This window comes from Nonomuraea typhae (genome assembly GCF_009760925.1).
Taxonomy (GTDB): Bacteria; Actinomycetota; Actinomycetes; order Streptosporangiales; family Streptosporangiaceae; genus Nonomuraea; species Nonomuraea typhae.
The window spans coordinates 74,648-96,912 of record NZ_VRLV01000002.1 but is presented as its reverse complement, the minus strand read 5'-3'; the positions used below and the strand labels follow the sequence as shown (position 1 = coordinate 96,912).

Genomic DNA, 22,265 nt, shown 5'->3' with positions numbered 1-22,265 from the left:
AAAGGTGAACTGATATGCGCGCACCCAAAGTCCTGGCGGCCGGTGTCGTGGCCGGTCTCGCCCTGACCGCCTGCGGCGGCGGCACGGGCTCCAAGGAGGAGGCGAAGGGCGGCCAGTTCACCTACTGGTCGATGTGGAAGGAGAACGAGCCGCAGGCCAAGGTCATCAAGGCCGCGATCGACAAGTTCCAGAAGGAGACCGGCACCAAGGTCACCGTCGAGTGGCAGGGCCGCGACATCCGCACCAAGATCGGCCCGGCCATCGCCGCCAACAAGGCGCCCGACCTGGTCGAGAACGGCTTCGACGTGATCAGCTCGCTGCTCGCCGCGACCGGCCAGGCCAGGGACCTCACCCCGGTCTACGACAGCGAGGTGCCCGGCGAGGGCAAGAAGGTCGCCGACGTCATCCCGGCCAAGTACCTCGACGCGATGCCGAAGGACCCCGAGGGCGTCACCCGCTGGATCGTCCCCTACGTCCTGAACTCGGCCACGTACTTCTACAACAAGGCCGACGCCGACCTGGCCACGACCCCCGCCACCTGGGACGAGTTCGTCAAGCTCTGCCAGACGCTCAAGGCCAAGGACAAGGCGTGCGTGGCCTCCGACGGCGACAACACCTGGACCAACTTCCTGCTCATGGACTACCTGCTCGTGCGCGACAACGGCGCCGGGACCATGGGCAAGATCTTCAACGACAAGACCGGCGCCGCCTGGGGCCAGCCGGGAGTGCTGGAGACGGCCAAGCGGATCGAGGCGTTCGTCAAGGCCGGCTACATACTCAAGGGCTACGACGCCAGCAAGTACCCAGCCCAGCAGACCAACTGGGCCACCGGCAAGGCCGCCTTCCACCTCGACGGCACCTGGGTGCCCAGCGAAGCGCAGAAGAACCTGGCCAGTGGCTTCAAGATGGGCGAATTCGCCGTACCGGCCACCAAGGGCGGCAACACCGAGGTCAACACCATCCCTCTCGGCTTCGCCATCCCGAAGCGCGCCAAGAACCCCGAGCCGGCCCAGAAGTTCATCGCCTACTTCCTGAAGAAGGACAACATCTCCGGCATCTCGACGGAGGCGAAGAACATCACCCCGCGCGCCGACGTGCCCGCCCCCGACGAACTGCTCGACGCGCAGAAGCTGCTCAACGACAACCCCAGCCGCCTGCCCATCGACGGCGTCTCCGGCGACTACCTCGACAAGGCGCTCTTCCCCGCCTTCAGCGAGTTGTGGCTGGGCAAGGCCACGGCCGAGCAGTTCATCGCCAAGGCCAAGGAAGGCCACCTCGCCTACTGGAAGGCCAACGGGTAGTGGCCGTCACCACCCTCGCCGCGCCCCGGCGGGCCCGCGCGGCCCGCGGGGGCCCGTTGGAACGGCAGGCCACCCGGCTGTTCTGGCCGTTCGTCGGCCCGGCGCTGGCCTTCTACGGCCTGCTGTTCCTGGCGCCGATCGCCTACGCCGCCTGGACCAGCCTGTACAAGTGGGACGGCATGGGCGCCATGCAGTGGCGTGGCCTGGACAATTACCGCTTCCTCCTGGACGACGGAGCCTTCCACTACGCCATCGGCAACACGCTGAAGATCCTCGTCCTGGGCGGCGTCGCCACCTTCGCGATCAGCTTCCTGCTCACGCTGGCGCTGCGCGAGATGGCCGGCAAGATGTTCGCCCGGTCGGTGCTGTTCTTCCCCTGCCTGGTCAACGCGCTGGTCTTCGGCATCGCGGCCGGGTTCCTGTTCGGGCCGAACGGGCCGGTCAACAAGGTGCTCAACCTGCTGGGCGTGGACGCGGTGCCCAAGTGGCTGTCGATCGACAACCTGCCCGCGATGATCATCGCGACCATCGTGTGGACCGCGACCGGTTACTACACCACGATCATCATGGCCGCCGTGGACCAGATCCCCACCTACCTCTACGAGGCGGCCGAGTTGGAGGGCGCCACCGCCTGGCAGCGTTTCCGGCACATCACGCTGCCGCTGTCGTGGGAGGTGGTCAGCGTGTGCGCGGTGCTCTGGACGGTCAGCTCGGTGAAGGTCTTCGAGATCGTGCTGCTGTTCGGCGGCGGTGCCACGGTCAGCAGCGCGCCCATCCAGACCTGGACCACCGCCATGTACGTCTACTACTCCGCCTTCCCGCAGAGCTCGGTGCCGAAGCTGGGCCTGGCCGCCGCGGCGGCGATCGTCAGCCTGGTCATGGTCGGCCTGCTCGTGGTGATCCTGCGCCGGCTCATGCGCAGGGAGCGGGTGATGATGTGAAGCGCGCTCGGCTTTTCCGGGTGGGCCACGGCATCGTGTGGCTCCTGGTCGCGGCCGACTTGGCGCTGCTGGCCTGGATCTTCGTCACCTCGCTGCGCGACACCCAGTCGATCTTCAGCGAGCCCTTCGGCCTGCCGGTCCCGCCCCAGGGCGGCAACTGGGCCAAGGCGTGGGCCGAGGGCGGCTTCGGCACCGCCGCGCTCAACAGCGTCATGGTCGCCGCGCTCTCCTCGCTCGTCGCGGTCGCCCTGGCCGCGCCCGCCGCCTATGCGCTCGCGCGCCGCCGTACCCGCACCTCGAACGCGCTGACCATGACCTTCGCCCTCGGCCTCGGCGTGCCCGGGCAGGTGCTGCTGGTGCCGCTGTTCGTCGGGCTGGCCGCGGTCGAGCTGACCGACAGCTTCATCGGCCTGACCGTCGTCTACATCGGGCTGGCCATGCCGTTCACCGTCTACCTGCTGACCGGCTTCTTCGCGGGGATCCCCGTGGTGCTGGAGGAGGCGGCGGCCATCGACGGCGCCTCCGGGCTGCGGGCGTTCGTGCGGGTGGTGCTGCCGGTCGCGCGGGGCGGGCTGATCACCGCGTTCCTGCTGCAGTTCATCGGCGCCTGGAACGAGACGTTGTTCGCGATCGCGCTCATGACCAGCGACGAGAAGATCACGCTGCCGGTGGCGCTGGTCAACTTCGTCGGGCTCCAGCAGTACGCCGGACGGGACTGGGGAACCATGTTCGCCGGCATCTGCATCATCCTCGCCCCCATGGTCGCGCTCTTCTCGTGGCTGGGCACGCGGATCATCCAGGGGATGACCGTTGGCATCGGGAAATAAAGGAAATAGAGGGAAATTTCGTATGAAAGCTGTGCTTGCCGGGTTTGTCGTCACAGGGCTTACCCTGACCGCCACCCCCGCCCTGGCGGGCAGCGCCCGGGCCGTCCACGTCGACTGCCAGTCGGCCAAGACGCCCAAGGGCACCGTGGGCCACCCCCTCACCTCCCTGGACCAGGTCAACAACCTCACCCTGCGCCCGGGCACCCGGGTGCTGTTCAAACGCGGCACCACCTGCGCCGGCACCCTCGCGCCGAAGGGCTCCGGCGCGCCGGGCCGCCCCATCGTCATCGACGCCTACGGCCGCGGCGCCAAGCCCCGCATCCAGGGCGGCGGCGCCGAGGACGCGATCAAGCTGCACAACCAGCAGTACTGGGAGATCGCCGGCCTCGACGTGGCCAACACCGGCGCCGCCGCCGGCAAGCGCCGCGGCGTCCGGGTCAGCGCCCGCGACGCCGGCACGCTGCGCCACATCGTCCTGCGCGACCTCGACGTGCACGACGTCAACGGCGACGACACCAAGGACGAGTACGGCTCGGCCGGCATCACCATGTGGGTCGAGGGCAACACCGTGCCCACCCTCTTCGACGACGTCCGCATCACCGGCAACACGGTGACCGGCGTGGACCGCTCCGGCATCTTCCTCTTCTCCACCTGGAACACCTCCGGCTGGGGCAAGGAGCCGGGCAACCGCCACATCCCGTGGACCGGGGTGAAGGTCAGCGGCAACACCGTCACCGACGTCGGCGGCGACGGCATCGTCCTCGGCAGCGTCACCGGCGCGCTGGCCGAGAACAACCGCGTCCACGGCTTCCAGCGCCGCTCCAAGGGCTACAGCGCGGGCCTGTGGACGCACAACTCCGACAACGTCGTCATCCAGTTCAACGAGGTCAGCGGCGGCGAGACCACGCGCGACGGCATGAGCTTCGACGTGGACGAGAACGGCTTCGGCACCGTCTTCCAGTACAACTACAGCCACGACAACCAGGGCGGCTTCCTGCTGCTCTGCAACGCCGCCGGCAAGATCAAGGACGCCGTCGTCCGCTACAACCTCAGCGTGAACGACCACTTCCGCGGCGTCGAGAACTGCAGCGGCGGCGTAGAAAGCGCCGCCATCTACAACAACACGTTCGTCATCGGCGACGGCGTCACCCAGACCGTCGTCAACGAGAACAACGCCAACCGCCGCAACGTCCTGTTCGCCAACAACGTCGTCTCGGTCACGGGCACCGGCAGGGCCTCCTTCAACCTCCGCTCCGGCGGCTACACCCTGGAGAACAACCTCCTGAACGGCCTCGCCGTACCCGCGGGGGCGACCGGCACCGTCACCGGCGACCCGCTCCTGAGCGCGGACGGCAAGCTGCAGCCCGGTTCTCCCGCGCTGCAGAAGGGCAGGACGATCGAGAACAACGGCGGCCGCGACTACTTCGGCAACCCCGTCACGTGCACGCCCGACCTCGGCATGCACCAGCTGACCCCCTGCAACTGACGATCGAGCACCTCGGGGACCACCACATGACCAGCACCCTGCGCCGCGCCACCCTGCGCCTGCCCGCCGCCGCCCCGCCCGCGGCCGGTCCGCTGCCGATCCTGCACGGCACCGGCGTCCGCCCCGGCATCAGCGGCGCGGACGCGGAGATGACCGCGCAGATCGGGTACGGCCAGCCGCACGCGCTCCTGCCCTACACCCCGCAGGACGGCTACACGCGCTCGCGCCGCGAACGCGAGCTGCCGGTGGTGGTCCTCGAGAACTCCCAGCTCCGAGCCACCTTCCTGCCGGGGTACGGCGGGCGGCTGTGGTCCCTGGAACACCTGCCGACCGGCCGGGAGCTGCTGCACCGCAACCCGATCCTGCAACCGGCCAACCTGGCGCTGCGCGACGCCTGGCTGGCCGGCGGCGTCGAGTGGAACCTCGGCGCCACCGGCCACTGGCCCCTGACCTGCTCCCCGCTGCACGCCGTCGCCCTCACCCGGCCGGACGGTACGTCGGTGCTGCGGATGTACGAGTTCGAGCGCATGCGGCGGCTGGTGGTGCGGCTCGACGCCTGGCTGCCACCGGACTCGCCCGTCCTGCTGGTGAAGATCACCCTGCACAACCCGTCCCCGGCCGAGACGCCGGTGTACTGGTGGTCCAACATCGCCGTCCCCGAGGGCCCCGGGATCCGCGTGGTGGCACCCGCCGCGCAGGCCCACCACTTCGACTACACCGCCGAGCTGCGGGTCGTCGACTTCCCGGTGCTCGACGGCCGCGACCGCAGCTACACCGAGGGGGTGCCGCGCGCGGCCGACTACTTCTTCGAGATCCCGGCGGGCGAACGCCGCTGGATCACCGCCCTGGACGCCGAGGGCCGCGGCCTCGTCCAGACCTCCACGGACCTGCTGCGCGGCCGCAAACTCTTCCACTGGGGCACCGGCCCGGGCGGCCGCCGCTGGCAGGAATGGCTCAGCGGCCCCGGCTCCCGCTACCTGGAGATCCAGGCGGGCCTGGCCCGCACCCAGCTGGAGCACCTCCCGATGCCCGCACACGCGACCTGGTCGTGGGCCGAGGCGTACGGCCTCCTGGAAGCCGACCCCGGCCGGGTGCACGGCACCTGGACCGAGGCCCGGGCGGCGGCGGCCGAGGCACTGGACCGGCTGGTCCCGCGCGCCGCCCTGGACGCGGCGCTGAACGAGGACCTTTCCGGCGAGGTGGAGAGGCTGGCCCACGGCTCCGGCTGGGCCGCGCTGGAGGCCGCCGCCGGACAACTGCCCGAGCCGGACGGCCTGCCGTACGGGGAGATCGGCGACGAGCAGGCCCCCTGGGCGGAGCTGCTGGCCACGGGAAGGCTCCCGCTCTGCGACCCGCCCGCCGCCCCGGTGACCGGCCCGAAATGGCGGGCCCTGCTGGAGGACCATCCGCCGGACTGGCACGCCCGCTACCACCTCGGCCTGGTCCGGTACGCGGACGGCGACCTCGACGGAGCCCGCGCGGCCTGGCAGGAGTCCCTGGCGCACGAACGCACCCCCTGGACGCTGCGCTGCCTGGCCGAATCCCGCCGCCTGGAAACGGGCACGGCCCCCGGCGAGGTGGCCGGCCTGCTGTCCGAAGCCCACGCCCTGGCCCCGCACGTGCCCGAGCTCACGGTGGAGACCCTGCGCGCCCTCCTGGCCGCGGCCCGCCCGGAGGCGGCCCTCACGATCATCGACACTCTCCCCGCCGACCAGCGCACCCGAGGCCGCATCCAGCTCATCGAGACCCAGGCCGCCCTGGACGCCGGCGACCTGGAGCGCGCCGGCGGCCTCCTCACCAGCGGCATCGAGGTGGACAATCTTCGCGAAGGTGAGATATCCCTAGACGCCGTCTGGTTCACCTACCACGAGCGCCGCCTGGCCGGACCCGATCCGGTCACCCCGGACCTGGCCGAACGGGCCCGCCGGGAGAACCCGCTGCCCAGCCGCTACGACTTCAGGATGCAGGTGTCCGATTGAGATGGGGTATCGCCGCCACCGGCGGAATCGCGCAGACCGTCGGCAGGGTGATCGCCGGCGAGCCGGGGATGCGGGTGTCCGCGGTGGCGTCGCGGTCCAAGGAACGCGCGGCCGTCCTGGGCCGGGAGCTGGGGGCTGAGCTGGCCTTCGGGTCCTACGCCGAGTTGTGCGCCGCCGACGAGGTGGACGCCGTCTTCGTGGCCACGCCGCATGCCCAGCACCTGGAGGTCGCCGAGGCGGCGATCGCCTGCGGCAAGGCGGTGCTGTGCGAGAAACCGCTCACCGGCCGGCTGGACGAGGCGGAGCGCATGGTCGCGCTGGCCCGCGAGGCCGGGGTTTTTCTCATGGAAGCGATGTGGATGCGGTTCAATCCGCTCATTCAGCGGGTCGCCCGGGACGAGCGCTTCGGTGAGATTCTGGGGGTGCGGGCGGAGTTCGGGTTCCATCAGCCCTACGATCCGGCCCACCGGCTCTGGGATCCGGCCTTGGGCGGCGGGGCGCTGCTCGACCTGGGTGTGTATCCGTTCGCGCTGGCCCAGTTGCTGCTCGGGACGCCGCTGGACATGCACGTGACCGGGTCGCTCGGGCCGTCGGGCGTCGATGCCGAGGCGAGCGTGCTGCTGGCCTATCCGGGTGACGCGCGGGCCACGCTGGAGACCTCGCTGCTCAAGCCGCTCTCCAACACCGCCACCGTGATCGGTTCCGGCATGACCGCCGAGATCGACGCCTCGTTCTGGGCGCCGCGCCGCATCGTGCTGACCAGGCCGGGCGCCGAGCCGGAGGAACTGCTCCTGGAACCGGGCGAGGACGGCTACCGCGGCGAGGTCCGCGAAGTCGCCAGGGCGGTCGCCGAAGGCCGCACCGAGAGCACGATCATGCCGCTGGACGAGAGCCTCGCGGTCATGCGCCAGCTGGAGGAGGCCCGGCGCCGTCTCGGAGCACGATGATCTTCTCGGCCGCCCGCCGCAACCTCGGCAGGAAGGCCCGTACCTCCTGCGCCCGCGCCTCCAGCGAGCCGATCCGCAGGTCGGCCAGCAGTTCGTGGAAGGCGGGCGTGTCGGTGCCGAGGACGAGCAGGCTGCGCACGTGGGTGGCGGTGATCCAGAACATCGCCTCCCGGTGCAGCCCGCGCTCGATGAGCTCACGGCAGCCGTCCACCGCGATGTGCCGGGCCTGCGGGGAGATGTCTGAAGCGAAGGGGTACGGCGCGCCGTCCACACCGGCCGCCGCGTCGAAGGCCCGGGTCATGGCGGCCAGATGCCGCTCGACCCGCCCCGGGCCCAGCCGCTCGCTGCCCAGCAGCTCCAGCAGCGCCTCGTACAGCCTGGCCCGGCCGTACGGCATGAGCAGCCGCCGCACCTCCGGGTAGCGCAGCCGCACGGTCGGGTTGCGCAACCCGGCGGTGAGCAGCACGTGCGTGGTGACGCCCGTCGCGAACAACCACCGCAACACCGCCATCGGGTACGGCTCGGCCGCCGCGGCCCCCGCCAGCCCCTTGAGGATGCGTGACTCGGCGTGCTCGCACCGCCTGCGCACCCAGTCCGGAGCCGCCCAGGCGGGCCCCACCTCGGACTGGAGCTCCCGCAGCCGCCCGGTGGGGTCGGCCAGCACGTTGTCGCGGCGGAAGGCGCCGGCCAGGTGATAGTGGCCGAGGATCGCCGCGGCCGACGGGATCTCGTCCCAGGTGAGGTAGGTGGCCTCCAGCAGGACCCCTTCGTACGGGAACTTGCCGAGTTTGGGGTGTTGCTCCCCGGCGACGAGGAAGACGTCCACGTCCGAGGACTCGGGCAGGTCGTCGCCGTCGTCGAGCCAGGTCACCGACCCGGTGAGGAACGCGCCGTCACAGGCGACCCCCGCCACCCAGCGCGCCGCCGCCTCGCGCGCCTCTTTCACCTTCACGTATGTGTCCTTACATCCCGGGACCGGGCACTCTACCGATTCGGCGGTAAAACAGGGAGGGTTTCGGACGCCTTTTCAACTTCATGCAAAAGGGCCGGTGCGGCACACCGGCCCCGCGCGGGGAAGGTCAGCCCCTCTTGGCGATCGACTCCTCGAACTCCTTGCGGATCTTGTCGCCGCCGCCGCTCTTGAACTCCTCCACCACCGACTTGAACTCGGTCAGGGACCGGCGGCCGGTGACCGCGTCGTCGACGAACTCGTAGACCTTCGAGGTGAGCGACTGGCCCTTGTCGATGTTGGTCTCCGAGTAGTGGCCGAGGATCGGGCTCGGCTGGGAGATCTCCAGGAGCTGCTGCTGGGCGGTGTGGATGGCCTTGGTGGTCTCGTCCATGCCCGGGTAGAACAGGAACTCCGGCGACTGGTTGATGAACTTCAGCTGGTTGGTGAAGGCCAGCTGCGTCTCGCCCTCCTTGGTCTTGACGGGGGCGTCCTTCTCCATCGTGTGCTGCGCGCCGGCCACGCCGTAGTTGAGGAAGAACCACTCCTCGCTGCCGAACGGCGCGGCCAGATAGTCCAGCACCTTGAGCAGCATCTTGGTCTTCTTCTCGTCGTTCTTGTTGCTGATGCCGGTGAACCCGACCGAGCCCCTGGCCAGGTTGTGCACGCCCTTGCCGCCGTCGTGGCCGAAGGGGATGAGCGTGGTCAGCTCCCAGGCGCTGCCGTACCCCGGCTGGTTGGGGACGCCGACCCAGCCCGCGCCCGACAGGACCTGCGCGGCGACGGTGCCCTGGGCGACCTTCGAGGCGATGTCGGTGATCTTCGGGTCGGGATAGAAGACGCCGGCCTTGAATGCCTTGATCCCCATTTCGAGGGCCGAGACGTACTCCAGGGTCTCGAACATGTGGACGAGCTTGCCGCCCTCCAGCCGCCACACGTTGGCGCCGCGGAAGATCTGGTTGAACTGGGCGACGGCGTTGATGTAGGCGGGCTCCAGCGCCCAGCGGCCGGCCTTGGCGTCGGTGAGCTGCTTGAACTTCTCGATCAGCTCGTCGGGGGACTTGGCGGAGAAGCCGTCGACGGAGTCCCAGGACTTCTTGTTGCCCACGTAGGTCTGGCCGAAGAAGCTGTAGGGCACCGGGACGCCCCAGATCCGGCCGTTCATCACCGCGGCCTGCCAGGTCATCTCCTGGAAGTTGGCCAGGTTCGGGTATTCCTTGACCGCGTCGCCCGAGAGGTACGGGGTCAGGTCGACGAACTTGGCCTCGGCCAGGTCGGCGACCTTGGTGATGCCCTGGTTCGGCGCGACCCACATCAGGTCCTTGAGGTCGCCGCCGGCCACGGTCGTGTTGAACTTCGTCGGGTAACCGTCGTCGTTGCCGGTGTCGAGCTGGAAGGTGACGCCGAGGCGCTTGTTGACCTCCTGCCAGAAGGCGTTGGCGTCCATCTGGGGCACGATCGGGCCGTCGTAGTAGGTCAGGCCGGTGATCGTGGAGCCGTCGCCGGGGACCGCCTTGACCGTCTTGACGGGGCTGGCCGGGAACTTGAAGTAGCCCGGGTCCAGGCCCTGCGCGTTTCCGGGCAGGTCGGGGGTGGGGCCGGCGAAGGGCACGTAGGTCGGCATCTTCAGCGGGCCGCCCGCGGCCCCGGCCTTGGAGCCCGCAGTGCCGCCGCCCGAGGAGGAGCAGCCGGTGACCACGGCGGCCGCGGTCAGTCCGGCCAGGCCCAGGAAGGAACGCCGGTTCAGGTTCATGGTGCAGGCTCCTTTTAGCCCTTGATGGCGCCCGTGAGGACACCCTTGACGAAGTACTTCTGGAGGAAGGGGTAGACGCACACGATGGGGGCCACGGCGCAGACCAGGACCGCCATCTTGATCGCCTGACCCGGAGGCAGGTGGGCGATGCCGAGGTCGCCGGCGTTCATCTCGCCGGCCTCGATGATGTAAGAGCGCAGGACCATCTGGAGCGGGTACTTGTCAGGTTGGACGTAGATCATCGCGTTGAAGAAGGCGTTCCAATAACTGACGGCGTAGAACAGGCCGACGACCGCCAGCACCGCCTTGGACAGCGGGAGGATCACCTTGCGCAGGATCGTCATGTCGCCGGCGCCGTCCATGCGGGCGGCGTCCAGCAGTTCGTTCGGCACGTTCATGAAGAACTGCCGCACGACGATCACGTTGAAGGCGTTGAGCAGCACCGGCAGAACCAGCGCCGCGTAGGTGTTGAGCAGGCCGAGTTCCTTGACCAGCAGGAAGCTCGGGATGATTCCGGGCGCGAAGAGGAAGGTGCCCAACATCATGAGCACGATCCACCGGCTGCCGAACGCGCCGGGGCGGCTGGTGCCGTATGCGAGCATGATGGTGGCGATCATGCTGAGCGCGGTGCCGATCACAGTGACGCCGATCGACACGATGGCGGCTTTGGTCACCACGCCGCCCGAAAGCAGGACCTGGTAGGCGTCCAGCGTCGGCTTGTCCGGGATGAGGACCCAGCCGCCGCGCTCGCGCAGTTCGTCGGCCCCGGCCAGGCTGGTGCCGACGGCCAGGACGAACGGATAGAGGACGAGCACGCAGATGATCGCCAGTGCGACGCCTTTGGTGGCGCGGCCGAGGACCGTGGGCTTTTCCATCCACGGCGGCATCGGCGGCAGCGCGAACGGATTCCTCATCGGCTGTAGACCCCTTGCTCTCCGAACTTGTGCGCCAGCTTGTTCGCGGCGATCATCATCGCGGCGGCGACGATGCCCTTCATCAGGCCGGCCGCGGTGCTCATCCCGTACTCACCGTTCATGAGGCCGTTCTGGAACACGTAGGTGTCGATCACCTCAGAGGCGTTGGCACCGACGAATTTTCGTTGCAGCAAGATCTGCTCGAAGCCGACCGAGAGGATGTCGCCCAGGCGCAGGATGAACAGCATGATCAGCACGGGGCGGATGCCGGGCAGTGTGACGTGCCACAACCTGCGCCACCTGCCACCTCCGTCCACGGCCGCCGCCTCGTAGAGGTTCTGGTCTACGGCGACCAGCGCGGCCAGGAACATGATCGTTCCCCAGCCGCAGTCCTTCCAGATGATCTGGCTGGTCATCAGCAGGGAGAAGGTGTCGGGGTTGTTCATGATGCTCAGGACGCCGATGTCGTTCTGGCGCAGGAACATGTTGAGTGAGCCCGCACCGCCGAGCACCTGCTGGAACATCGACACGACGATGACCCACGACATGAAATGCGGCAGGTAGACGACCGTCTGCACCAGGCGCTTGAGGTAGTTGCCCAGCATGCTGTGCAACAGCAGGGCCAGCCCCAGGGGTGCTGGGAAGAACAAGATCAGCTGGAGTGTCGTGATCTCCAGCGTGTTGACCACTGCCTTCCAGAAGGAGTCATCCCCCAGCATCGCCGTGAAGTTCTCGAACCCGACGAACGGGCTCGCGAGGAACCCCTTGAACGTCGAGTAGTCCTGGAAGGCCACGACGTTGCCGAGCAGCGGGATGTAGAAGAACAACACGAACCACAGCGCTCCCGGCAGTGCCAGGAAGAACAGTGTCTTGTCCCTGCGCCAGCGCCCGGCGCGCTTCCCGCTCGCCTCGCCCTCGGTACGGCGTTGCCCCTTCGCGGGGCGCACTGCCGACTCGACCGTCGTCACGTCTCACCTTCGTCCGGATTAATGGGGGATTGATCCGACATCGTGCGAGATGCCAACCATCCTGGTCAATAGTGTTCGCAGTATTTATGAAAGAGACATCTTTAATCATCCGTGTGCACACGTTAGCGTGGCTGCCATGCTGCAACCCCACGAGGCCGTCTCCTCCTGGGCTCCCGAGGAGCTCGGCAACCACCGCGTGATCGTCCAGGTAGAGACGGAAAGCCCGCTGGTGAAGGTGCCCGTGCCCTGGCTCACGCCCCAGCACCACGGAGGAGCCGGCCTCGTGCGCACATCCACGGGCGAGGAGGCCGGCCGCGCGCACGCGGTGCCCGGCGGCTACGCCTTCGCCCCGGTCAAGGGCAGAGGACGCTACGTTCTCTACTACACTCCCTACGAGAACGCGGCGACCCCGCAGTACCCGCAGGACGAGTACCTCCAGCCCGCCGGTGACCTGCCGGAAGGCCCGATGGCCACGTGCGTCGTGGAAGCCTACGAGGCCCGCACCGAGCACGACCGCTACACCGACCTGGAGCGCCCGGCCCCGCCGCAGGAGGGCTTCTTCGCCTTCGGCGAGAGCCGCGAGCACCCCATCCGCATGCGCGCGCTGCCCGCCCGCTGGCTCGAACGCGCCCCCGGCCCGGTGCGCCTGCGCGCCGACCGCGGCGACTACCTCGTCTTCCAGATCGGCGTGTACGGCTCCCGCCCGCTCCGCGACGTCCGCGTGACCTGCGACGCACCGGACTTCACCTGTTTCACCCTCGGCGGTGTGGACTACCTCGGCCGGGCCTTCACCCGCCGCCTGGATGTGGCCGAGCACACAGTGCAAGCGCTCTGGTGCGGAATGCGCATTTCCGAAAGGGAGTTCACTGTCCGGGTGATCACGGAGGGTGAGGGTGAACGCGCGGTCGACTTCGTGGTGGAGCTCACCGATCGGACCTCTGACGATCACACGGATGACGACCCGGCCAAGCTGTCCCGGCTGCGCTGGCTCGACTCACGCCGCTTCGCCGACGACACCGTGGTCCGCCCCTACACCCCGGTCACCGTGGACGGCGACCGGCTCGGCGTGCTCGGCCGTACCGTCACCCTCGGCCACGACGGGCTGCCCGCCAAGCTGACCTCGTACTTCACCCCCGAGGTGACCGCGATCGGGCAGACGCCTGCCGAGGTGCTGTCCGGGCCCGTCTCCTTCGAGGTGCCCGGGCACGACTGGGCGCACGACGGGTGGCGGATCACCGCACACACCGCGGCCGCCGTCACCTGGGTCTCCCGGTGGCGCTCCGGAAAGCTCACGCTCGACCTGGACGGCCGGCTGGAGTTCGACGGCACCCTGGACTACCGGCTGGAACTGTCCGCCGAGGCCGGCGCCGACCTGGACGACACCCGGCTCACCCTGCCGCTGGCGGCGCTGCCGTACCAGATGGGGCTGGGGCGGCCCGGCGGGCGGCGCGCGGACCTCGACTGGCGCTGGGACGTCACCCGCAACCAGGACGCGCTGTGGGCCGGCGCGGTCAACGCCGGGGTGCAGGTCAGGCTGGCCGACGAGCATTACGTGCGGCCGCTCAACACGAACTTCTACCACCAGCGCCCGCTCGTGCTGCCCGGCTCGTGGCACAACGGCGGGCGCGGCGGCGTGCGGCGCGACGGCGACCGCTTGCGCTGCTACGGCGGGCCGCGGCGGATGGCCGCCGGGGAACGGCTGCGCTTCGACGTGCGGCTGACGCTGACCCCGTTCAAGCCGATCGACACCGGCGCCCACTTCCGCGAGCGGTACTTCCACGCCTACCGGCCCGCCGCCGAGATCGCGGCCAGCGGCGCCACCGTGGTCAACACCCACCACGCCACCGAGGTCAACCCCTACATCAACTACCCGTTCCTGACCGTGGACCGGCTCAGGGAGTACGTGGACACGCTGCACGAGGCGGGGCTGCGCAGCAAGATCTACTACACGGTGCGCGAGCTGACCACGCGGGCGCCGGAGCTGTGGGCGCTGCTCAGCCTCGGGGACGAGGTGCTGGCGCCGGGGCCCGGCGGCGGCGGCGCCTGGTCGCGTGAGCACGTGGGGGACGGGCGGCTGCCGGCCTGGTTCGCCACCGGCGTCGGCGACTCCTCGCTGGTCACCGGCGGGCAGTCGCGCTGGCACAACTTCTACGTCGAAGGGCTCGACTGGCTGGTGCGCCACGTCGGGATCGACGGGATCTACCTCGACGATCTCGGCTTCGACCGCGAGGTGATGAAGCGGGTGCGCCGGGTCCTGGACCAGCGCCCGGCGCCGCTGGTCGACCTGCACTCCGCCAACCAGTTCAACGCCAAGGACGGCTTCGCCAGCAGCGCGAACCTCTACCTGGAGCACCTGCCGTACGTGGACCGGCTGTGGTTCGGGGAGTACTTCGACTACGACGCCGAGCCCGATCAGTGGCTGGCCGAGACGTGCGGCATCCCGTTCGGCGTCATGGCGGACATGCTGCAGGACGGCGGGCACCCCTGGCGGGGGCTCGTCTACGGGATGACCAGCCGGATCTACCCGGGCGGGAACCCCCGCGCCATGTGGCGGCTCTTCGACGAGTACGGCGTGCCGGACGCCGACATGTACGGCTACTGGTCACCGTCCGCGCCGGTCCGATCCGGGACGGATACGGCGAAGGCCACCGCCTACGTGGGCCGCAACGGCACCCTGATCGCGCTGGGCGGCTGGCAGGACGGGCCGGTCACGCTGGAGATCGACTGGGACCGGCTCGGGCTCGACCCGCGCACCGCCACTTTGCGCGCCCCGGAGATCGAGGGCCTGCAGAAACCGGCCGTGCTCTCGCTGCACAAGCCGGTCCCCGTGGACGGCGGCGGCCGGATCGTGTGGCTCAGCGGTCCACGATCTCGTTCTTCCCGATGATCACGACGCCGGCCCGGGTCACCGCGAACCGGGTCCGGTCGTAGTCCAGGTCGAAGCCGATCCGGGCGCCGTCCGGGATGATCACGTTCTTGTCGACGATCGCCCTGCGCACGATCGCGCCCCTGCCCACCTTGACGTTGTCCATGAGCACCGAGTCCTCCACCAGCGAGTGCGAGTGGAGGACGACCTTGGGCGACAGGATCGAGCGGCTGGCCGTACCGCCGGAGACGATCACGCCGGGGGAGACCAGCGAGTCGATCGCCCGGCCCACCCGGTCGCCGTCGTTGTGCACGAACTTGGCCGGGGGCAGCGGGTCGTGTCCGGTGAAGATGGGCCACCGGTCGTTGTACAGGTTGAAGACCGGGTGCGCCGAGATGAGGTCCATGTGGGCCTCGTAGTAGGCGTCCAGGGTTCCCACGTCGCGCCAGTAGCCGCGGTCGCGCTCGCTGGAGCCGGGCACCACGTTGTTGGCGAAGTCGTAGACCTCCGCGCCACCCGTCTTCACCAGCATCGGGATGATGTTGCCGCCCAGGTCGTGCTTGCTGGAGGGGTCCAGGGCGTCCTCGCGCAGCGCGTCGATCATCGCCTGCGTCCTGAACACGTAGTTGCCCATCGAGGCGTACACCTCGTCGGGCGCGTCGGGCAGGCCCACCGCGTCCTTCGGCTTCTCACGGAAGGCGACGATCTTCCGCCCCTCGGGGTCGGTCTCGATCACCCCGAACTGGTCGGCCAGCGACAGCGGCTGCCGGATCGCCGCCACGGTCACGTCCGCGCCCGACGCCTCGTGCTGCGCGACCATCTGCCGAGGGTCCATGCGGTAGATGTGGTCGGCGCCGAAGACGATCACGTGCTCCGGCATCTCGTCGTAGATCAGGTTGAGGTTCTGGAACAGCGCGTCGGCCGAGCCCGAGAACCACCGCGGCCCGAGCCGCTGCTGCGCCGGGACCGGCGTCACGTAGTTGCCCAGCATCGCCGAGAGCCGCCACGTGCGCGAGACGTGCCGGTCGAGGCTGTGGTTCTTGTACTGAGTCAGCACCACGATCTTCAGGTAGCCGCCGTTGGCCAGGTTCGACAGCACGAAGTCGATCAGCCGGTACATCCCGCCGAAGGGCACCGCCGGTTTCGCCCTGTCGGCCGTGAGCGGCATGAGCCGCTTGCCTTCGCCGCCGGCCAGCACCACCGCGAGAACCCTGGGGGACGTCATGACCAGGAAGCTACCCCGAAATCCGGCAAGTACGAACAACCCATTCGCCGCGGCGGGGCCGGAATGATCTCACGTTAGGGTGGGGTCCGTGCGCGTCGATCTGCTCAGCCGTGAGTATCCGCCCGAGGTGTACGGCGGTGCCGGGGTCCACCTGGAGTATCTGGCCCGCGAGCTGCGCAGGCTGGCCGACGTCCGGGTCCGGTGTTTCGGGGCGGCCCGGGAGGAGCCGGGCGTATCGGCCTACCGGGTGCCGGGCGGGCTGGAGACGGCCAACGCCGCCCTGCAGGTGCTGGGCGTGGATCTGGAGATGGCCGCCGCCTGTGAGGGCGCGTCGGTCGTGCACTCGCACACGTGGTACGCCAACTTCGCCGGGCACATGGCCAAGCTGCTGTACGGCATGCCGCACGTGGTCACCACCCACAGCCTGGAGCCGTTGCGGCCGTGGAAGGCCGAGCAACTGGGCGGCGGCTACACGGTTTCGTCGTGGGCCGAGCGGACCGCGCTGGCGGCGGCCGACGCGGTGATCGCGGTGTCGGCGGGGATGCGCCGGGACGTGCTCGCCGCATATCCCGAAATTTCGCCCGATCGGGTGAGCGTCATCCACAACGGCATCGACACCGCCGAGTACGCCCCCGACGCCGGCCAGGACGTCCTGGCCAAGCACGGCATCGACCCGGCGCGGCCGTACGTGATCTTCGTGGGCCGGATCACCCGGCAGAAGGGCCTCGTGCACCTGCTGCGCGCGGCCCGCTCGTTCGCGCCGGGCGCGCAGATCGTGCTGTGCGCCGGCGCGCCGGACACGCCCGAGATCGCGGCGGAGGTGGCCGGGCTGGTGGAGGGGCTGGCCGCGGCCCGCGACGGAGTGGTGTGGATCTCCGAGATGCTGCCCAAGCCCGAGGTCATCCAGCTGCTCACGCACGCGCGGGTGTTCGTCTGCCCGTCGGTGTACGAGCCGATGGGCATCGTCAACCTCGAGGCCATGGCCTGCGAGAGCGCCGTGGTGGCCACCGCGACGGGCGGCATCCCCGAGGTCGTGGCCGATGGCGAGACCGGGCTGCTCGTGCCCATCTCCGCCGGGGCCGACGGGGAACCCCACGATCCCCGACGGTTCGCCGCCGACCTCGCCGAGCGGGTCAACGCCCTGCTCGAGGATCCCGCGCGGGCGAAGGCCATGGGCGCCGCCGGTCGCGCCAGGGCGGTGGAGCACTTCTCCTGGGAGAGCGTGGCCCGCCGTACCCTCGAGCTCTACGCCTCGCTCGGCTAGGGCTTCGAGATGTAGTGCAGGATCACGTTGTGCACGTGGTGGGCCTTGTTGTCGCCGCGGAAGTCGACCTCGTAGGTGTGGGTGCCGACGTGGACGGCGATCGCGCCCGAGGAGAAGAAGCTTCCGGCGATCGACTTGTTGCTGACCACGCTCACCGCCGAGATCTTGCTGTACGGGATGCTCGTGATCGCCACGCGCTTGCCGACGAACGACTTGTCCTGCACGATCACGCGCCGGTCGGTCAGGCCCAGGAAGCCGGTGCCCGCCCCGATGGCGTCGTAGACAGCGATGATCTTCTCGCCGGGCAGCAGGCCGCTCTCGATCTGCTTGAGCTGCTCTTTCCGGTCATAAGGGATGTCCGCCATGTCCGGGTAACGAACGGCACGGCGGCGGCGGTTCCTTAAGGGGTCTTGCTGACTTCCGCCTCCGGGATGACTCTGAAGTCGGATCGCCGGAAAGCGAGGCCGTCATGACACACCCCCTCGGAGTCAGCCGCCCCGATCTCACCGTCACCGACCTGCCCAGCCCGGAGGAGGTCTTCAAGGTCTCCCGCATCGGGCCGAAGGAACTGGTCAAGTACGCCCTCGGGCCCAGCCTGATCGCGCTCGGCATCTCCATCGGCAGCGGCGAATGGCTGCTCGGGCCGCTCAACGTCGGGCAGTTCGGCTTCGTCGGCGTCGGCTGGGTGATCCTCGTCTCGGCGCTGCTCCAGACGTTCTACAACGTCGAATGCTCCAGATACGTGCTGGCCACCGGGGAGACGCCGGTCGTCGGATGGGGCCGGGTGCCGCCCGGCTGGCGCCTGTGGGTGCCGCTGTCCGTGCTCGTCGTCATCTTCGCCTTCATCGCCGGAGGCTGGGCCGCCTCCGCGGGCCAGGGCGTCTACGCGCTGGTCCACGGGACCATCGCCCCGGCCGGAGCCGAGGAGCCGCGGCTGTGGGCCATCGCGCTGCTCGTGCTCGTCTTCGTCATCGCCGCCTCCGCCCGGCGCATCAGCCGTGCCCTCGAACTGGCCAACTGGGTCATGGTCAGCGCCATCCTGCTCGGGCTGCTGGCCATCGACCTGTTCGTGGTGCCCTTCCCGCTGTGGTGGGAGGGCGTCAGGGGCTTCTTCACCCCGGCGGCGCCGCCGTCCGGCATCACCGCCACCCAGCTCGGCGCGCTGGCCGGGTTCACCGCGCTGGCCTCCGGGCTCAACTGGTACGTGATGGGGCACTACCGCGACAAGGGGTACGGCATGGGCTTCCGCGCCGGGTTCATCTCCGGGCTGCGCGGCGGCCGCCAGGAGATCCTGGCCAGCGGCGTCACCTTCCCCGACGACGAGCGCAACCGGAACATGTGGCGGCGGTGGTACCGGCTGCTGCTGACCGACATGTGGGGCGTCTTCTTCGTCTGCGCCATGCTCGGCATGCTGCTGCCCACGATCCTCATGGCCCAGGCGGTCAACCTGTCGGGGGAGAAGCCGACCCGGGCGAACGTGCCGACCTTCGTCGCCGCCGCCCTCGGCGACGAGTACGGCCGGGCCATGTTCTACGCGGCGCTGGTCATCGGGGTCCTGGTGTTGTTCTCCACCCAGCTCGGCATCTTCGAGGCCATGGTCAGGGTGACGACCGACGCCGCCCACGCCACCAGCCCCCGCCTGCGCGCCCTGATCGAGGGCGACCCGCGGCGCTTCTACTACCCCTTCATGATCGTCCTGCTGGTGGTCATCTCGGTGGTCATCCATCTGGCGCTGCCGGTCGGGCTCGTGGAGTGGTCGGCCAACATGTCCAACCTCGGGGCGCTGATCTATCCGTTCCTGCTCATCTACCTCAACGGCAAACTGCCCCGCCCCGCCCGGCCGCGCCCCTGGCACTACGTCATCCTGATCCTCAACGTCCTGTTCTTCGGGTTCTTCTTCGTCAACTTCGTCGCCGACACGATCGGGGACCCGCTGATCACGTTCTGATCGCCTGCGGCCACCGGCCCGTGGCGAGCGTGGTTCCGGACGGTGAGCCGGCGCGCTTTCTGCCGGGTGGCCGCGCCGGCCGGGGAGCACGGGGTCAGGTGATGCGTTCCAGGACGACCACCGGGATCGGCCGGTCGGTCTTCTGCTGGTAGTCGTCGTAGTCCGGCCAGGTGCGGGTCATCAGGCCCCACAGTTCCGGCTTCTCCTCGTCGGTGGCGGTCCTGGCGCGGGCCTTGAACCGATCCGCCTTCACCTGAACCTCGACCTCGGGATCCGCCTGCAGGTTGGCGTACCAGTCGGGGTCGTTCGGGTCGCCGCCCTTCGAGGCCACGATGACGTAGTCGCTGTCGTGGGGCTGGTAGATCAGCGGCGTGGTATAGGGGCGGCCGGAATTGCGGCCGCGGGTGGTCAGCAGCAGGACGGTGGTGCCGTTCCAGTCGTGGCCCTCGGCGCCGCCGGTCTGCTGATATCTCTCGACATGTTCCTTGCCATACAGCATGAACACGCACCTACCCTGTCTGGCGTGACCTCACCGTTACACCCGGGGGCCTGTACGGGAAGTTGACGTGGCTGGCATGCTCCTTTTGTGTAAGCGGTTACACACGATGTGGTGTAACCGCTTACACCTAGGGGAGTACGGATGGACGTAACGATTTACGAGGTGGCCCAGCGGGCCGGGGTGTCGATCGCGACGGTTTCGCGGACCCTGCGTGGCACCGGGCCGGTGGCGTCGAAGACCCGGGAGAAGGTCCTGAAGGCCGTCGAAGAGCTGAACTTCACGCCGAGCCGGCTGGGTGTGAGCCTGGCCGAAGGGCGCCACGCCGCCAACGGGATCGTCTTCCCCAGCCTGTCGGGGCCTTACTACACCGAGGTGCTGCTCGGCTACGAGGAGGTCGCCGCCGAGCTCGGGCGCTCGGTGCTGATCCTGTCCACCGCCGGCCGCACCCGGGTCCGCGACCTGGTCAAGGACCTGGCCGGGCGCGTGGACGGGCTGCTGATCTTCGGGCACACGGCGCCGGACGACGTCGTGACCGAGCTGGTGCAGGTCGGCATGCCCCTGGTGTTCGTCTCCCGGGAGCCGCTGGCCGGCGCCGACACCCTGCGCAGCGAGAACACCGCCTCCGCGCGGCTGCTGGCCGGGCACCTGCTGGAGCACGGCTACGAACACTTCGCCTACCTCGGCGCGCCCCTGGTCTCCGGCGACGACGTGGACGAGCGCTGGCAGGGCGTGCGCTCGGTGCTCGGCGGGGCGATCGAGGCGGTGGCCACCGGCCAGTACACCGTCGAGGACGGCTACGACGCCGCCCTCCGGCTGCTCAGGCGGCAGCGGCCCCAGGCGCTCGTCTGCTCCGACGACGAGGTGGCGCTGGGCGCGCTGCTCGCCGCCGAGGAACTCGGCCTCGCCGTACCCGACGACCTGGCCGTCACCGGCTGGGACGACATCATGGCCGCCCGGCACGCCCGCCCGGCGCTGACCACGATCCGCCAGCCCATGCGCGAGCTCGGCGCCCGCGCGGCCCGCGCGCTCGACGAGCTGATCACCGGGGCGCGCTCCACCCCCAACCACCTCACGCTGACCACCGAGCTGGTGATCCGGGCCAGCTGCGGTATCCACCCCCAGGAGGAACCCCCATGAACACCACCACCAGGCGCGCGGCCGCCGGGCTGATCGCGCTCGCGGTCCTGGGCACGGCCTGCGGACGCGGCGCGGGCACGGCGCCGCAGCAGGCCGCGGACGTCACGACGGGCAAGCTGTCGGGCGAGGTCACGGTCTGGGCCATCGGTGAGGAGGGCAAGGCGCTGGGCGCCTTCGCGAAGAAGTTCGAGGCGGCCAACCCCGGCGTGACGATCAACGTGACGCCCATCAGCTGGGAGGTCGCGCACGACAAGATCACCTCGGCCATCGCCGGGTCCGCCACCCCCGACGTGAGCATGATCGGCTCCACCTGGGCCGGGGAGCTGTCCAAGACGGGCGCGCTGGAAGCGACACCCGGCAACGTCGTGGACAAGGCCGCGTTCTTCCCCGGCGCGTGGCAGACGGTCGACGTCAACGGTACCGCGTACGGCGTGCCCTGGTACGTCGAGACCCGCGTCCTCTACTACCGCAAGGACCAGGCGCGGAAGGCGGGCGTGCAACCGCCGGCGACATGGGCGGAGTGGAAGACGTTCATCCAGGCGCTCAAGGACAAGGGCGGCGCCGGGAAGGGCTACAACCAGGGCTACATGGAAGGCTCCTGGCAGGAACTGCTGCCGCTCATCTGGCAGGCGGGCGGCGAGATCGTCAAGGACGGCGCGTACACCTTCGACACGCCCGAGGCCGTGGCCGGGCTCAAGCAGTACGCCTCCTTCTTCCAGGAGAAGCTGGCGCCCAGCGACACCCCGAGGGGCGCCTTCCCGCAGAACTTCATCAAGGGCGAGGTCGGCGCGTTCGTCTCCGGGCCCTGGATGGCCGGGGTGCTGGAGAAGGACGGCGGGGCCGGGTTCGCGGGCAGGTTCGGCCTGGTGACCTACCCGAAGGGCCCGAAGAGCGGCACCAGCTTCGTCGGCGGCGCCGACCTGGTGGTGTTCAAGAAGGCGAAGAACCGCGACGCCGCCTGGTCGTTCGTCCGGTGGTTGAGCGAGCCCAAGGTGCAGGCGACGTGGTATCAGGCGGTGAAGGCGCTGCCCGCCGTACAAGCCGCCTGGCAGGAGCCGGAACTGAGCGCGGACCCGCAGCTGAAGGTCTTCGGCGAGCAGCTGAAGGACGCCAAGACGCCGCCGCCGTTCCCGACGTGGGAGCAGCTCGCGCGGGTGATCGAGGGTGAGCTGGAGAAGATCGCCCGCGGCCGGACCACGCCCGAGCAGGCGGCCAAGGCCATCCAGGCGCAGGCCGACACGTTCGGCACCGGCCTGTGATC

18 protein-coding genes are annotated in these 22,265 nt (G+C 69.5%); 11 read left to right on the top strand and 7 right to left on the bottom strand.

Going from position 1 to position 22,265, the window contains the following annotated elements; all coding sequences use genetic code 11:
- The first annotated feature begins 14 nt into the window (after nt 1-14).
- The 6 genes from FVE25_RS06990 to FVE25_RS06965 are packed head-to-tail and all read left to right on the top strand — an operon-like array spanning nt 15 to nt 7,481.
- Nucleotides 15-1,301 (top strand): ABC transporter substrate-binding protein, encoded by a 1,287-nt coding sequence (locus FVE25_RS06990; RefSeq protein ID WP_157245626.1) that lies wholly within the window; start codon nt 15-17, stop codon nt 1,299-1,301.
- Nucleotides 1,301-2,242: a carbohydrate ABC transporter permease gene (locus FVE25_RS06985; RefSeq protein ID WP_181019490.1), complete on the top strand. Its 942-nt coding sequence runs from the start codon at nt 1,301-1,303 to the stop codon at nt 2,240-2,242. The genes FVE25_RS06990 and FVE25_RS06985 overlap by 1 nt, the downstream gene beginning before the upstream one ends.
- Nucleotides 2,239-3,069 carry a carbohydrate ABC transporter permease gene (locus FVE25_RS06980; protein ID WP_157245625.1) on the top strand — a complete coding sequence of 277 codons (831 nt, stop codon included), beginning with the start codon at nt 2,239-2,241 and terminating at the stop codon, nt 3,067-3,069. The genes FVE25_RS06985 and FVE25_RS06980 overlap by 4 nt, the downstream gene beginning before the upstream one ends.
- Before the next feature lie 22 nt (nt 3,070-3,091).
- Nucleotides 3,092-4,555 carry a right-handed parallel beta-helix repeat-containing protein gene (locus FVE25_RS06975; protein WP_157245624.1) on the top strand — a complete coding sequence of 488 codons (1,464 nt, stop codon included), beginning with the start codon at nt 3,092-3,094 and terminating at the stop codon, nt 4,553-4,555.
- A 26-nt stretch (nt 4,556-4,581) separates the two neighbouring features.
- Nucleotides 4,582-6,534, top strand: a complete 1,953-nt coding sequence (locus FVE25_RS06970; RefSeq protein ID WP_157245623.1) for a DUF5107 domain-containing protein — start codon at nt 4,582-4,584, stop codon at nt 6,532-6,534.
- A complete protein-coding gene (locus FVE25_RS06965; protein WP_157245622.1) occupies nt 6,531-7,481 on the top strand; it encodes a Gfo/Idh/MocA family protein in 951 nt (316 codons plus the stop codon). Before FVE25_RS06970 ends, FVE25_RS06965 begins: the two co-directional genes overlap by 4 nt.
- Here FVE25_RS06965 and FVE25_RS06960 read toward each other — a convergent pair.
- The 4 genes from FVE25_RS06960 to FVE25_RS06945 form a co-directional block, all read right to left on the bottom strand.
- A complete protein-coding gene (locus FVE25_RS06960) occupies nt 7,435-8,433 on the bottom strand; it encodes a hypothetical protein (protein WP_157245621.1) in 999 nt (332 codons plus the stop codon). The two genes, FVE25_RS06965 and FVE25_RS06960, sit on opposite strands and share 47 nt — an antisense overlap.
- Nucleotides 8,434-8,560: 127 nt before the next feature.
- Nucleotides 8,561-10,183 carry a type 2 periplasmic-binding domain-containing protein gene (locus tag FVE25_RS06955; RefSeq protein WP_157245620.1) on the bottom strand — a complete coding sequence of 541 codons (1,623 nt, stop codon included), beginning with the start codon at nt 10,181-10,183 and terminating at the stop codon, nt 8,561-8,563.
- Nucleotides 10,184-10,197: 14 nt separating this feature from the next.
- Nucleotides 10,198-11,097, bottom strand: coding sequence for a carbohydrate ABC transporter permease (locus FVE25_RS06950; protein WP_246266745.1), 900 nt, complete (start codon nt 11,095-11,097; stop codon nt 10,198-10,200).
- Nucleotides 11,094-12,065, bottom strand: coding sequence for an ABC transporter permease (locus tag FVE25_RS06945; RefSeq protein WP_157245619.1), 972 nt, complete (start codon nt 12,063-12,065; stop codon nt 11,094-11,096). Before FVE25_RS06945 ends, FVE25_RS06950 begins: the two co-directional genes overlap by 4 nt.
- A 136-nt stretch (nt 12,066-12,201) precedes the next feature.
- Between FVE25_RS06945 and FVE25_RS06940 the strand changes: the two genes are divergently transcribed.
- Nucleotides 12,202-14,952 (top strand): glycoside hydrolase domain-containing protein, encoded by a 2,751-nt coding sequence (locus tag FVE25_RS06940; protein WP_157245618.1) that lies wholly within the window; start codon nt 12,202-12,204, stop codon nt 14,950-14,952.
- Here the strand turns inward: FVE25_RS06940 and glgC are convergent.
- Nucleotides 14,921-16,156, bottom strand: coding sequence for a glucose-1-phosphate adenylyltransferase (gene glgC, locus FVE25_RS06935; protein WP_157245617.1), 1,236 nt, complete (start codon nt 16,154-16,156; stop codon nt 14,921-14,923). The genes FVE25_RS06940 and glgC overlap by 32 nt on opposite strands.
- A gap of 88 nt (nt 16,157-16,244) precedes the next feature.
- On the opposite strand from glgC, the gene glgA reads away from it, so the two are divergent.
- On the top strand, nt 16,245-17,420 hold the full coding sequence (glgA, locus tag FVE25_RS06930; RefSeq protein WP_181019489.1) for a glycogen synthase: 1,176 nt from the start codon (nt 16,245-16,247) through the stop codon (nt 17,418-17,420).
- Here the strand turns inward: glgA and FVE25_RS06925 are convergent.
- Nucleotides 17,417-17,785, bottom strand: coding sequence for a PH domain-containing protein (locus FVE25_RS06925; protein ID WP_157245615.1), 369 nt, complete (start codon nt 17,783-17,785; stop codon nt 17,417-17,419). The two genes, glgA and FVE25_RS06925, sit on opposite strands and share 4 nt — an antisense overlap.
- A 104-nt stretch (nt 17,786-17,889) precedes the next feature.
- Here FVE25_RS06925 and FVE25_RS06920 point away from each other — a divergent pair, with 104 nt between their 5' ends.
- The gene (locus FVE25_RS06920) at nt 17,890-19,368 is read left to right on the top strand and encodes an Nramp family divalent metal transporter (protein WP_157245614.1); all 1,479 of its coding nucleotides are present in this window, start codon (nt 17,890-17,892) and stop codon (nt 19,366-19,368) included.
- Between the two features lie 94 nt (nt 19,369-19,462).
- Here FVE25_RS06920 and FVE25_RS06915 read toward each other — a convergent pair whose 3' ends face one another.
- Entirely contained in the window at nt 19,463-19,867 is a 405-nt protein-coding gene (locus tag FVE25_RS06915; protein WP_157246536.1) for a nitroreductase family deazaflavin-dependent oxidoreductase, read from the bottom strand.
- A 141-nt stretch (nt 19,868-20,008) separates the two neighbouring features.
- Between FVE25_RS06915 and FVE25_RS06910 the strand changes: the two genes are divergently transcribed.
- Both FVE25_RS06910 and FVE25_RS06905 read left to right on the top strand, forming a co-directional pair.
- Nucleotides 20,009-21,004 (top strand): LacI family DNA-binding transcriptional regulator, encoded by a 996-nt coding sequence (locus FVE25_RS06910; protein ID WP_157245613.1) that lies wholly within the window; start codon nt 20,009-20,011, stop codon nt 21,002-21,004.
- Nucleotides 21,001-22,263, top strand: coding sequence for an extracellular solute-binding protein (locus FVE25_RS06905; protein WP_157245612.1), 1,263 nt, complete (start codon nt 21,001-21,003; stop codon nt 22,261-22,263). Before FVE25_RS06910 ends, FVE25_RS06905 begins: the two co-directional genes overlap by 4 nt.
- The last annotated feature ends 2 nt before the right edge of the window (nt 22,264-22,265 follow it).